Origin of the sequence: Microvirga sp. 3-52 (assembly GCF_018383585.1) — a bacterium.
GTDB lineage: Bacteria > Pseudomonadota > Alphaproteobacteria > Rhizobiales > Beijerinckiaceae > Microvirga.
In genome coordinates this window covers 15,415-27,594 of record NZ_JAHAMK010000007.1, presented here as the reverse complement: position 1 = coordinate 27,594, position 12,180 = coordinate 15,415, and the positions used below count along the sequence as shown (strand labels likewise).

Here is a 12,180-nt window from a genome sequence, read left to right as displayed (position 1 = left end):
AGACGCGGGTCATCAGACCCGCGTCTTCCGCTAAGGAAAGTGCGCTTACTGACCGCAGGCGACCGGAATGCGCGTGTCTCGGTTATTTGGATCCAAAACCGTACGGCAAGGCACGCCATTGACCGTGCGGATCTCATGGGGAGCCGCATAGGGATCCAGGGCTCCTACCGGAACAGGAGCGCCCATCATGGGTCCGACCGGAGCAGGTGCAATGCTGCCCGTCGTCACGACGTCACCAGCCATGGGCACCATAGCACCACTGACCTGCCCGGCACACGCGACCGGGATGCGTGTATTCCGGGTCGTCGGGTCTAAGATCGTACGGCAAGGCACGCCGTTGATGTAGCGGATCTCATGGGGAGCTGCCTCCGGGAAGAGAGAGCCGGGGGTACCGGAAATGGGGGATGGCTGCGCCATAGCGGCCCCCATGCCGCCAAGGACCATGAATCCAGCGCCGGCGAAGATCGCAAGCTTCTTCATAGATGCCTCCTGTGCTTAATTTGAACATGGCCGCTCGCCACGTAAGACAGAGGCTAAACGCAATCGATAGGGATGGTTTCCAAGCGTAATTTCACCACACAGAGTTGTGATTACGCCGTTCCTTAAAAGCAAAGCTTTCCAACTGCTCAGTTAGAATGTCGTGGATTATAAGACTTTTCGGCCAGTCTACTCTGCTGGGCGCCAGCCTGTGGATCCTGGAGACTATAGACATTCTAAAGTTATGACTAAAATTTCATCATTTCCTTATGGTGCGAGCACATCCTCCTGCGCCCTTTCGGTCGTTCTCGGCCGTACCCACCGTCATGGTCGCTTGAGAGCCGGCGCCGATCTGGTGGCAAGCCAAAGCCCAGCAGCGACACCCGTGAGACCGAGCAGTATGCCTGGCGTGAAGGGTTCGCCAAGAAACGAGGCACCGAGCAGAGCCGCCGTGATCGGACTCAGCGAGAGGAAAACCGTTACCCGCGTCGGTGTCGCATGCTTCAGCGCCCAGAGCCAGAGAACATAACCGGCCCCGCTCGACAGGCCGATGAACAGAACGGCGATCCAGCCGCCCGGACCGAGCCGTGGCATCTCCGTGAAAAGCCCCTCCAGGCCTGCGGGCGCGGCAAGGAATACAACCGATGCCAGCATGGCCCAAGCGCCGATAGGGAGTGTCGGATAGCGGGCGAGATACGGCCGGTACAGCACCGAGCATATGGCGCCGCATAGGGCGGCCGCGAGTACGAGAATCGCTCCGAGCCACTCGCTGGCTGTGCTCTGTGTGATCAGCCGCTCGCCCAGGGCCATGCCGACACCGACGATGGTCAGCAGGACTCCGGCAATTTTCATTCGGCTCAGGCGCTCACGTCCGAGGCAGGCCGCGATGATCATGGTCATCAGCGGAAAGGTCGAGAACAGGAGAGCCGCGCGAGTGGATGAAATGAATTGGAGGCCGAAGTTCAGGAGCGCAATGAGAACGCCGAACTGCACGATGCCAAGAGCCATCACGACCACTAGGTCACGGATGGCAAACCGCACCCGTGCACCCATCAGCACGGGCGGAACCAGGCAGAGAACGGCGATGGCATAGCGCAGGAAAGCCAGGGACGCCGGGCCGATGTCGTGGACGACGAAGCGTGTGGCCACCATGGCCGCTCCGACCTGGACGCCCGTTGCCGCCGCGGCCACCAGGGCAAGCGTCTCCTGGCGCTTCACAGATCGAGATCCCAGGTCTGCCCGACGAGGTTCTTTCCGAAGGAGTGATGCGCCTCCTCCTTCACCAGCCGGAAGCCGGTGGCCTGGTAGATGCTGCGGGCCGCGACCAGCACGTCGTTGGTCCACAGGGTCAGGGTCTTGTATCCCTTCGCTCTGGCGAAGCCGATGCACTCGTCGACGAGCCGACGCCCGAGACCGAGCCCTCTGGCGGAAGGCTCCACATAGAGCAGCCGGAGTTTCGCCACCTCATCCGAGTGGCGCACGAGGAAAACGCTGCCGACCACCTCCCCGTCCCGCTCCGCGATCCAGCAGCGCTCCCATTGCGGATCGAAGTTCCTGACGAAGGACGCGGCGATCTCCGCGACCAGCGCCTCGAAGGTTTGGTCCCAGCCGTATTCCTGAGCGTAGAGCAGTCCCTGCCGATGAGCGATCCAGCCGATGTCTCCCGGCTGGTGAGAGCGCAGGATATAAGGGCGGTTGGGCTCCCGCCCACCGCCGACCAGACGCTCAACCGTAGTCATGGCCTGAACGAGCCGCTCCCGCTCGCCGACAGGTATGCCTGACAGCATGGCTGCCACTTGGGCCGCAGAGGCTCGGTCCAGTGGCGCAAAGGCCGCAAGGCCCTTATCGGTCAGAGACAGGAGAAATTGACGCCTGTCGGCTTTTGACGGCGAGCGTTGGACCAAGCCGTGGGCATCGAACCTTTTCAAAAGGCGGCTGAGGTAGCCGGCATCGAGGCCGAGTTCACGGCCGAGATCGGCTGCGGTCACAGGACCGCGATGAGCCATTTCATAGAGCACACGGGCTTCCGTGAGCGAAAATGCGCTTTCGAGCAGTCCTTCGTTCAAGAGACCAATATGGCGCGTATAGAAGCGGTTGAAGCTCCTGACATTCTCGACTTGATCGTCCGTCGGCGATATCGGCATGTGGGACATGACTGCCTCCCTGCCGAGCAGAATCCGGCATATAATTGACTCAGTCAACTATATACATCCGGTGGAATTCTCTGCTGTTCAGGCTGCTGCGTCGACAGCCAGACGTCCCTCATGGATCGCGTGGCAGGCCACCCCTCCCAGCAGCGGCGGAATCTCCGTCCGGCACCGGTCATTGGCGAAGGGGCACCGGGGATTGAAGGTGCAGCCGGTTGGCGGGCTGATCGGGTTCGGGATCTCGCCGCGCACCGGGATGCGCTGGCGCCCGGTCATTCCAACATCCGGCACCGCATCGAGGAGCATGCGGGTGTAGGGATGCTTCGGGTAGGCGAACAGTTCGCGTCCCTCGGAGATCTCGACGATGCGACCGAGATACATCACGCCGATGCGGCTCGCCATGTGGCGCACCACAGCGAGGTTGTGGCTGATGAACAGATAGGTCAGCCCCAGCCGATCCTGCAGATCGCGCATGAGATTCAGGATCTGCGCCTGCACGGACACGTCCAGCGCGGAGGTCGGCTCGTCACAGACGATGAATTCCGCATTGGACGCGAGCGCGCGGGCAATGGCGACGCGCTGGCGCTGGCCGCCGGAGAATTCATGTGGGTACTTCCTGCCATCAGCCGGGTGAAGGCCGACAAGAGACAGAAGTTCGCCGACCCGGTCGTCGATGCCCTTCTCGCCCTCGATCAGGCGAAAGGCCCTTATCGGCTCGGCCACGATGCGGTCGACCTGCCAGCGGGGATTGAGGCTGGCATAGGGATCCTGAAAGATCATCTGGATGCGCCGCCGCAGGCGCTGGCGCTCCGCCGAAGCCGCCCTGCTCGACATGGAGACGCCGTCGATCGCAACCTCGCCGCTCGTGGGCGGCAATAAGCCTACCACCATCCGTGCCACGGTCGACTTTCCGGAACCGGACTCGCCGACGAGGGCAAAGGTCTCGCCTTTGGCGATATTGAAGGAGACGCCGTCGACCGCCTTGAGGTACTGCTTCTCCCCGCCCTCCAGAACCCGGTTGAGCCAGGGCTTGGAGACGTCGAACACGCGGCGCAGGTCTTTGACTTCGACGTAAGAGTTCTCGGTCACGCGACGGCCTCCGACCGGACGGAAGATTGATCGTAGAGATGGCAGGCGACGCGATGCTCGCTGTGCTGGATGGGCTCCGGCCGCTCGACCCGGCAGCGGTCGAATACATAAGGACAACGCGGATTGAAGGCGCAACCGGGCGGAATCGCCGAGAGGCGCGGCATGGAGCCGGGAATCTGGACGAGGCGGTCCGCATCGCTCTCAAGGGACGGGATCGCGCCCATCAGCCCCTTGGCATAGGGATGGAGCGGGTTCTGCACCACGTCGCGCACGGGCCCGATCTCTGCAATGCGGCCCGCATACATGACGGCGACCCGGTCGGCGGTCTCGGCGATCACGCCCATATCGTGCGTGACCAGCATGATGGCCGTGCCGTGCTCGCGCCCGAGTCGCTTGAGCAACGCGATGATCTGCGCCTGAACCGAGACGTCGAGGGCGGTCGTCGGCTCGTCGGCGATGATGAGCTCGGGCTCCGCGCACAAGGCAAGCGCGATCACCACGCGCTGGCGCATGCCGCCCGAGAATTCGTGCGGGTAGCTGTCGATTCGCCTGTCCGGTGCAGGAATGCCAACTTCTGCCAGGAGGTCGATGGCCCGCTTGCGCGCCGCCGAGGCGGACAGGTTCGTGTGGGTGCGGATGGTCTCGATGAGCTGCTCGCTGACCCGGTAGAGCGGATTGAGGCTGGTGAGCGGGTCCTGGAAGATCATGCCGATGCGTTTGCCGCGCACCCTGCGCATCTCCTCCGGCGGAAGGTTGTCGATGCGCATGCCCGAGAGCAGGATCTCGCCTCCCGCGATCCGCCCCGGCGGATCGATGAGGCCGATGACGGCAGAACCCGTCACCGACTTGCCGGCACCGGATTCGCCGACGACGCCGAGCACCTCGCCCTTGCCGATGTCGAAGGAAATCCCGTCGATGGCTTTCAGAATGCCGCGCCGGGTGACGAATTCGACACGCAGGTCGCGGACGGAGAGGACTGGTTGCGCCATGGATGCTCCCCCGCTCATCGCAGCCTCGGATTGAGCGCGTCACGCAGCCAATCCCCTAATAGATTGATGGCAAGGACGAGGAGCGCCAGCGCGATGCCGGGAAACGCCACGATCCACCACTCGCCGGAAAACAGGTAGTTGTTGCCGATGCGGATCAGGGTGCCCAGCGAGGGCATGGTTTCCGGCATTCCGGTACCGAGGAAGGACAGGGTCGCCTCCGTGATGATCGCGAGCGCGAGGTTGATGGTGGCGATGACCAGCACCGGACCCAGCACATTGGGCAGGACGTGTCGGAACATGATCACCGGAGCCGGCAGGCCGATGAGCCGGGCGGCCGCAATGTAGTCCTTGTTCTTCTCGACCATCACCGAGCCGCGCACGGTTCGTGCATACTGCACCCAGAAGCTCAGGCCGATGGAGAAGACCAGTACGGACAGGGTCGTTACCCCGTCGAGATGGCCTCCGAGAATGGACTTCACCACGCCGTCGACGAGAAGGGCGATGAGGATGGCCGGGAAGGTCAGCTGCACGTCAGCAATGCGCATGATCACCGCATCCGTCGTGCCGCCCACATAGCCGGCAATCAGGCCTAGCGCGATACCCAACGTGGCCGAGAAGGCCACGCCGAGGAAGCCGACGGCGAGCGAGATCCGCAGGCCGTAGAGGATGGCCGAGAAGATGTCGCGGCCCTGCTCGTCCGTTCCGAGCACGAAGGGCGCCTGCCCCTCCGCATCCCAGAGCGGCGGCAATCGGCTGTTCAGCAGATCAAGTTGTGCCGGATCGAAGGGGTCCTGCGGGGCCACGAGACCCGCGAGAACGGCGGCTGCCATGAACAGGAACGTCACGACGGCTGCCGTCATCGTCAGCTTGGAACGCTTGAAGCTCGCCCAGACATCGCTGTCGAGAAAGCGGCCGGTCCAGGTCGTCGGCTGGGCTTGAGGCGCGGGCGCTGTTTGAATTGCTTCCGCCATGATTGTCTCCTCAGGCCGGCTGCCGGATGGTCGTTCTCAGGCGAGGATCGACGATTGTGTAGAGGATGTCGACGGCGAGGTTGATCGCCACGAAGATCAGCGCCACCAGCATGAGGTAGGCCGCCATGATCGGGATATCGACATTCTGCACGGCCTGGACGAACAGCAGGCCCATGCCGGGCCATTGGAACACGGTCTCCGTGATGATCGCGAACGCGATCACCGAGCCGAACTGCAGGCCCACGATGGTGATGACCGGCACCAGGGTATTCTTGAGCGCGTGTCCGAAATGGATTGCACGGGTCGTAAGCCCCCTCGCCCGCGCGAACTTGATGTAGTCGGTGCGCAGCACCTCCAGCATCTCGGCCCGAACGATGCGCATGATCAGCGTCATCTGGAACAGGCCCAGCGTGATGGAGGGCATGATCAGCGCCTTCAGGCCCGATAGTGTCAGCAGACCGGTCGACCACCAGCCGATCTGCACCGTATCGCCCCGCCCATAGGAAGGGAGCCATCCCAGGATTACGGAGAAGAGATAGATCAACAGGATGCCGATCAGGAAGGTCGGAAGAGAAATGCCGATGAGCGAGATCGTCTGAAATACCTTCGCGAGAAAGCTGTCACGCTTCAATCCCGAATAGACGCCCATCAGCACGCCGAATCCGGTGGCGAAGAGCGTCGCGCAGAGCGCCAGTTCCAGGGTCGCCGGCATACGCTCGGCGAGCAGGTCCGCCACAGGCTGCCGGAACTGGTAGGAAACCCCGAAATCCCCCTGGGCAGCCTTGGCGAGGTAGCGAACGAACTGCAAAGGCACAGGATCGTCGAGACCGAGGGAGCGACGAACCTGTTCCCGCTCCGCGGCTGGTGTATCGAGCGATACGATCTGGTTGACCGGATCGCCTGCAAAGCGGAACATCGCGAACGAAATGATCCCGACGGCGAAAAGTACACCGATGGCCTGAAGGGCACGTCGGATGATGAAAGCGAACATTTACAATCTCTTGATCGCGTCGGCTCCGGCGAAAACGTCACCCGAGACTTCTCAATGAATTGTCCCGGGCAGGATGCTGCCCGGGACGAGCGATCAGGCGCGGCTTACTCTTTCGTGGCCCAGTACAGCAGCACCGAGTTGTCGGCACGCTGGCTGAGCTTCACCTTGTTGGAGACGCCCCAGGCCAGCGCCTGCTGGTGCAGCGGGATATACCCGTATTCGTCGAAGGTGATCTGGAAGGCCTGCTTGATCATCTGGTCGCGCTTTTCCTTGTTGCTTTCGACCAGGATCTTGTCGGTCAACTCGTCATGCTGCTTGTTGCAGAAATTGCCGAGGTTCGACTCGCCGCGGGACGATTGCGGATTGTCACGGCAGCCTTCGATGTCGTGCAGCACGTTGTGGCTGTCGAAGGTGCCTGGTGTCCAGCCGAGCAGATAGAACGAGGTGTTGTAATTGCCGGACTTAAGCACCTTTCCGAAATACTGAGCCTTCGGCTGGGCCATCAGGTTCACCTTGACGCCGGCGCGGGCCAGCATGCTGACGACGGCCTGACAGATCGCTTCGTCGTTGACATAGCGATCGTTCGGGCAGTCCATGCCGACTTCGAACCCATTCGGGTAGCCTGCATCCGTGAGCAGTTTCTTGGCACCTTCGAGATCATATTTCGGGCGCACGAAATCTTTCGAGTGCACGAAGAGCTCCGGCGCGATCATGAGAGCCGATGGAGCCGACATGCCGCGCATGACGCGGGACTTGATCGTCTCGATGTCGATGGCCTTGTAGAAGGCTTCGCGCACCCGCTTGTCCTTGAACGGGTTCTTGCCCTTCACGTTCGAGAACAAGAGCTCGTCTCGGGTCTGATCCATGCCCAGGAAGATCGTGCGGAGTTCCGGACCGGACTGCACCTTCGCGTTGGCGCTGCCGTTGACTCGCTGGATGTCTTGCAGCGGAACCGGCTCGATCACGTCCACCTCGCCCGAGAGCAGCGCGGCGACGCGGGTAGCGTCGGAACCGATCGGCGTAAAGACGATCTCGTCAAGGTTGTGCTCGGCCTTATCCCACCATTCCTTGTTGGCCTTGAAGACGGTTTTCACCCCCGGCTGATGACTTTCGATCTTGAACGGGCCTGTGCCGTTCGCATTGAGCGAGGCGTAGCTCGGCGTGGTCGCGGCTGCCGGCGTCGGCGACGCTGCGTTGTTGGCCTCCGCCCATTCCTTGTCCAGGATGTACCAAGTGTCCCATTGGGAGTTCAGAATCGGATTGGGCGACTTGAGCTTCACGTCGATGGTATGATCGTCGACCTTCACCCACTCCGAATTCGTCGGCACCCGCGTCTGGAAATTGGAGCCCTGCGCCCTCACCCGATTTGCCGAGAAGATCACGTCATCGGCAGTGAAGGGATTGCCATTGTGGAACTTCACGTTCTTACGCAGGAAGAAACGCCAGGTGAGGCCATCCTCACTGATCTCCCAGCGCTCCGCGAGGCTCGGCTGAATGGCAAGATCCTTGCCGCGTCTCGTCAAGCCCTCATAGACATGGCCAAGATGGGCGTTGGTGGTCGTCTCGTTCACCGTATAGGGATCGAGCGATTTCAGATCGCCCTGGTTCGCATAGCGCAGGGTCACGGCCATCGCCGGAACGGCTACGCCTGCCATGAGGGTCGCAACGGTCGCGACGAGCAACTTCGAACGGATTGTCATGTTGTGTCATTCTCCTCTGGACGTCCCGCGTCTTTGCGCGATGTTTTCTTGTCGGAAGACCGGACTTCTCCGTTATGTCTTCCGCAGGCAAAGAAGTTAGGCAGGAAAGTGGCCGACGGTCTAGCCCCGACTTGGACCATCTTGCTCAGCATTTAGGCACAGAGATCCCCGATCAAGCGGCGCAGCACCGCCTCACCGGCCTGGAGTTCGCCGATCTCGATATATTCGTCCGGCTGGTGCGCCTGAGCGATGTCACCGGGGCCGCACACGACCGTAGACCAGCCGACCCGCTGGAAGAGGCCTGCCTCCGTGCCGTAGGACACGACATGGGTGCCGTTGTCACCCGTCAGGCGACGCATCAGGTGCTCGGCCGCTCCATCCGTTTCAGGCTTCAGGCCCGGCACCTCTGCGATGAGTTCGACGGCAATGCCCGTGTCAGGAGCAATCGCCTTCATCCTCGGTTCGACGACATCCCGAATATAAGCCTCGTAGCGGGCCAGGTAATCCATGGGGTTTTCCGTCGGAATGGCCCGAATGTCGCTGAAGAACCAAGCGGAGGATGAGACCACATTGGCCGCATTGCCGCCGGCCATCATGCCGCAATGCAACGTCGTGTAGGGTGGTTCGAACTGATCCTTCGGGTCGGCCCGCCGGCGATTCTCCTCCATCACATCCTCGTGCCAAACGATCAGGCGCGCTGCGTTCATGACGGCGCTCACACCTTGGTCGATCCGGCTGGAGTGGACGGCATATCCCGTGACCTGGGTGCGCAGCTGCACGGAAGCCTTGTGTCCCGTCACCACCGCATGGCGGGTCGGCTCACCGACGATCACGGCGGAGGGCGCCGGGATGGACCGTGCCATCGCTTGCACCATGGACGGCGCGCCCCGGCAGGCAATCTCCTCGTCGTAGGACAGGGCGATGTGAACCGGCCGCTTGAGCGGCGCGCGCACCATCTCCGGGACCAGTGCCAGAACAAGAGCATCGAAGCCTTTCATGTCGGCTGCGCCGCGGCCGTAGAGGCGGCCGTCTCGCTCCGTGAGCGTCCACGGGTCGGTGGACCAATTCTGCCCTTCGACAGGCACCACATCCGTGTGGCCGGACAGGACGATTCCGCCTTCGACCTGCGGCCCGATGGTGGCATAGAGATTGGCCTTGTCGCCTTCCGGACTCATGACGACATGGCTCTCGACACCATGGCCGTTCAGCCACTCCCGACAGAACCCGATGATGTCGAGGTTGCTGCTGGTCGAAACGCTCGGGAAGGCAACCAGACGCGCGAGCATTTCGCGGGGCGACAGGTACATCGGCACATCTCCTTGGGCTCGATCTAAGCATCCGATCCTATCGAGCCGGCGGTCAAGCCGGTTTTATCGACATTCGTTTCGCGCGGTGCCCGTTGACGAAGCAACGACCCCGCTCGCATGATCGCGTTCCCGCCACCACCTGGCCGGCCGTTCAAACCCCGAACGCGCCCTGCCCGACGGACACCTACATGACCACCTTTGACGTGACGCTCTCCGACATCGAAGCTGCCCGTGACCGGATTGCCGGGCGCGTCAGACGTACCCCTGCCTATGAGAGCGCCGACGTGTCGACCCGGCTCGAGCGCCGCACCGCCCTGAAGATGGAAGCGCTGCAGCTTGCCGGCTCCTTCAAGGTCAGAGGGGTCTTCAACAAGGTGCTGACTTTGAGCGACGATGATCGCGCGCGCGGCCTCGTCACGGTCTCGGGCGGGAATCATGCCATTGCCGTCGCCAGGGTCGCGGGCACACTTGGTCTCGACGCCCTCGTTCTGATGCCGAAGACGGCCGCCCGGTTCAACATCGACCTGACCACGAAGTTCGGAGCCCGCGTGGAACTCTGCGACGATGCGGCGGAAGCCTTCGCCAAGGCCGAGGACTATCAGTGCCAGGGCCGGCTCTTCGTTCATCCCTACGACGATCCCGCCATCATTGCAGGCCACGGCACCCTGGGACTCGAATTCCTCGACGATATTCCCGACCTCACCCATGTGTTCGTCTCGATCGGCGGCGGCGGCTTCATGTCGGGCGTGGCGGCCGCCCTCAAGGCGAAACGGCCGTCGCTCATTGTCTATGGTGTGGAACCGACAGGCGCACAGACCATGACGGAGGCACTCAAGGCAGATCAGCCGGTGACGATCCGCCCGACCTCCATCGCTCGAACTCTGGCGGCGCCCTTCGCCACGCACCGGACCGTTGCCGCCGCCAAACTCTTCCTGAAAGAGATTTTGCTTGTGGAAGACGAGCCGGTCATCGCCGACGTGAGCTGGCTTCTCCAGACGGAAAAGCTGCTTTGCGAGCCTGCCGCGGCCTGCGTCTTGACCGCTGCCGAGACTGTCGTTTCGTCTCTGCCGGCCGACAGTGTCGTCGGCCTCGTGCTCTGTGGTTCCAACCTCTCTCTCGACGATCTCGACGCTTGGCGCCGCCAGATCATCTGAATTGACGCCTCCGGAGCGCTTACGAGACCAGGACATGCCGGACCTGTCGACTTTTCTCACGTTCTATGCCGCCGTTCTGGCCCTGCAACTCGCCCCCGGCCCCGATATGGTTCTCCTGCTGAGCCGCGGGGTAGGACAGGGCCGGCGCGCAGCCGTCCTGACGGCAATCGGCATGACCTTGCTGGCCGGCCTGATCCAGCTTCCTCTTCTGGCGTTGGGCGTCACCTCCCTGATCCAGGCCTCGCCTCTCGCCTTCGAGCTGCTTCGATGGGCAGGCGCAGCCTACCTCGTGTGGCTCGGCGCCAAGCTTGTGATCGGTTCGTTCGGACCCCATAGCCTTGTGCGCACGGCTCCGAAGCCGGTATCGGACCTCGCGGCGCTGCGCCAAGGCATGATCAACAACCTGACCAACCCTAAGGCGATGGTGTTCATGCTCGCCTTCCTTCCCCAGTTCGTCGATCCCGGCAACGGCTGGCCCGTCACGGCGCAGCTGCTGTTTCTGGGGGGTGTTCAGAAGGTTTCCGGATTCTTCATTCTCGGAGCCGTCGCTGTCGGGACCGGAGCGATCGGCGAATGGCTGTCCCGTCGGCCGGGACTCATCGCCTGGCAGGAAAGATGTGCCGGTCTCATCATGGTCGGACTTGGCCTGCGTCTCGCTCTGTCGGGCGATGCATCGGCATTGCGCCGTTGAACCGCGTCCGATTTACCTTCCATTAAGCCAGTCCCGAAAGACCCCAGGGGGTTCATGGAGCCTCCTTAGGCAGGAACCGTTCTCTCAGCAGCCTGAGTTCTTTCGAGGAGAGACGTCATGGATGGCAGAGCCTTTTGCATCGTCGCGGTCTCCGGCCTTCTGACAGCGTGGCAGCCTGTCCAAGCTGCGAGCTTTGATTGCGCCAAGGCTCAGACCGATGATGAAAAAGCGATCTGTTCGGACCGAGCGTTGAACGATCAGGACGTCGAGATGTCCGTCCTCTACACGCAGCTCAAGCCCCTTCTCGGCATGGGAGCCCGCGGTGACATGGAGGACGCGCAAGTTGCCTGGCTCAAGCGGCGCGAGGGCTGTGGCAGCGACCGCACCTGCCTGAGCAAAGCCTATGAGGAGCGCCTGTTGCAGCTGAGGGGTGGCTTCGAGGCTCTTTCGAAACGCGGCCCCTTCTGAAACCGCCCATAAAAAACCCCGCACGATGGCGGGGTGTGCAAAGACGCGAGTGAGGCAGCGGCGATGAAGCCGAATGCCGGAGAGCGCAGTGGCACTTGGGGGCGCCGTGGGACGCTCTCACGGGGATTTGTACCTCGGCTTGGCGTTGTCACCTACTCTTCTTCTCGGAAATGGTTAAGCTTCCATCCTGTCCCGA

Annotated in this window: 12 protein-coding genes; 3 read left to right on the top strand and 9 right to left on the bottom strand. The window is 62.4% G+C overall.

Annotated features, from left to right (window positions below):
- Window positions 1-45: 45 nt before the first annotated feature.
- From KHP60_RS07955 to argE, 9 genes are all read right to left on the bottom strand, one after another.
- The gene (locus KHP60_RS07955) at window positions 46-480 is read right to left on the bottom strand and encodes a hypothetical protein (RefSeq protein ID WP_213563379.1); all 435 of its coding nucleotides are present in this window, start codon (window positions 478-480) and stop codon (window positions 46-48) included.
- A 321-nt stretch (window positions 481-801) separates the two neighbouring features.
- Window positions 802-1,695: a DMT family transporter gene (locus KHP60_RS07950; RefSeq protein ID WP_311924689.1), complete on the bottom strand. Its 894-nt coding sequence runs from the start codon at window positions 1,693-1,695 to the stop codon at window positions 802-804.
- A complete protein-coding gene (locus KHP60_RS07945) occupies window positions 1,692-2,630 on the bottom strand; it encodes a bifunctional helix-turn-helix transcriptional regulator/GNAT family N-acetyltransferase (RefSeq protein WP_213563378.1) in 939 nt (312 codons plus the stop codon). The genes KHP60_RS07950 and KHP60_RS07945 overlap by 4 nt, the downstream gene beginning before the upstream one ends.
- A 78-nt stretch (window positions 2,631-2,708) precedes the next feature.
- The gene (locus tag KHP60_RS07940; protein ID WP_213563377.1) at window positions 2,709-3,713 is read right to left on the bottom strand and encodes an ABC transporter ATP-binding protein; all 1,005 of its coding nucleotides are present in this window, start codon (window positions 3,711-3,713) and stop codon (window positions 2,709-2,711) included.
- Window positions 3,710-4,702 (bottom strand): ABC transporter ATP-binding protein, encoded by a 993-nt coding sequence (locus KHP60_RS07935; protein WP_213563376.1) that lies wholly within the window; start codon window positions 4,700-4,702, stop codon window positions 3,710-3,712. The genes KHP60_RS07940 and KHP60_RS07935 overlap by 4 nt, the downstream gene beginning before the upstream one ends.
- Window positions 4,703-4,716: 14 nt before the next feature.
- Window positions 4,717-5,673: an ABC transporter permease gene (locus tag KHP60_RS07930; protein WP_213563375.1), complete on the bottom strand. Its 957-nt coding sequence runs from the start codon at window positions 5,671-5,673 to the stop codon at window positions 4,717-4,719.
- Between the two features lie 10 nt (window positions 5,674-5,683).
- Window positions 5,684-6,664, bottom strand: a complete 981-nt coding sequence (locus KHP60_RS07925; RefSeq protein ID WP_213563374.1) for an ABC transporter permease — start codon at window positions 6,662-6,664, stop codon at window positions 5,684-5,686.
- A 104-nt stretch (window positions 6,665-6,768) separates the two neighbouring features.
- The gene (locus KHP60_RS07920; protein ID WP_213563373.1) at window positions 6,769-8,364 is read right to left on the bottom strand and encodes an ABC transporter substrate-binding protein; all 1,596 of its coding nucleotides are present in this window, start codon (window positions 8,362-8,364) and stop codon (window positions 6,769-6,771) included.
- Window positions 8,365-8,516: 152 nt separating this feature from the next.
- Window positions 8,517-9,671, bottom strand: a complete 1,155-nt coding sequence (gene argE / locus KHP60_RS07915) for an acetylornithine deacetylase (RefSeq protein ID WP_213563372.1) — start codon at window positions 9,669-9,671, stop codon at window positions 8,517-8,519.
- A 188-nt stretch (window positions 9,672-9,859) separates the two neighbouring features.
- Between argE and KHP60_RS07910 the strand changes: the two genes are divergently transcribed.
- From KHP60_RS07910 to KHP60_RS25450, 3 genes are all read left to right on the top strand, one after another.
- Window positions 9,860-10,825 carry a threonine/serine dehydratase gene (locus tag KHP60_RS07910; protein ID WP_213563371.1) on the top strand — a complete coding sequence of 322 codons (966 nt, stop codon included), beginning with the start codon at window positions 9,860-9,862 and terminating at the stop codon, window positions 10,823-10,825.
- A 34-nt stretch (window positions 10,826-10,859) separates the two neighbouring features.
- Window positions 10,860-11,516, top strand: a complete 657-nt coding sequence (locus KHP60_RS07905; protein WP_213563370.1) for a LysE family translocator — start codon at window positions 10,860-10,862, stop codon at window positions 11,514-11,516.
- Window positions 11,517-11,633: 117 nt separating this feature from the next.
- Complete coding sequence (locus KHP60_RS25450; RefSeq protein ID WP_213563369.1) at window positions 11,634-11,984, top strand: lysozyme inhibitor LprI family protein; 351 nt, start codon at window positions 11,634-11,636, stop codon at window positions 11,982-11,984.
- Window positions 11,985-12,180 lie beyond the last annotated feature (196 nt).

Bases quoted from the DNA above. Each gene is read 5' to 3' on its own strand.
- KHP60_RS07955 (WP_213563379.1), bottom strand. From the start codon at position 480: ATGAAGAAGCTTGCGATCTTCGCCGGCGCTGGATTCATGGTCCTTGGC.
- KHP60_RS07945 (WP_213563378.1), bottom strand. From the start codon at position 2,630: ATGTCCCACATGCCGATATCGCCGACGGACGATCAAGTCGAGAATGTC.
- KHP60_RS07935 (WP_213563376.1), bottom strand. From the start codon at position 4,702: ATGGCGCAACCAGTCCTCTCCGTCCGCGACCTGCGTGTCGAATTCGTC.
- KHP60_RS07930 (WP_213563375.1), bottom strand. From the start codon at position 5,673: ATGGCGGAAGCAATTCAAACAGCGCCCGCGCCTCAAGCCCAGCCGACG.
- KHP60_RS07925 (WP_213563374.1), bottom strand. From the start codon at position 6,664: ATGTTCGCTTTCATCATCCGACGTGCCCTTCAGGCCATCGGTGTACTT.
- KHP60_RS07920 (WP_213563373.1), bottom strand. From the start codon at position 8,364: ATGACAATCCGTTCGAAGTTGCTCGTCGCGACCGTTGCGACCCTCATG.
- argE (WP_213563372.1), bottom strand. From the start codon at position 9,671: ATGTACCTGTCGCCCCGCGAAATGCTCGCGCGTCTGGTTGCCTTCCCG.
- KHP60_RS07910 (WP_213563371.1), top strand. From the start codon at position 9,860: ATGACCACCTTTGACGTGACGCTCTCCGACATCGAAGCTGCCCGTGAC.
- KHP60_RS07905 (WP_213563370.1), top strand. From the start codon at position 10,860: ATGCCGGACCTGTCGACTTTTCTCACGTTCTATGCCGCCGTTCTGGCC.
- KHP60_RS25450 (WP_213563369.1), top strand. From the start codon at position 11,634: ATGGATGGCAGAGCCTTTTGCATCGTCGCGGTCTCCGGCCTTCTGACA.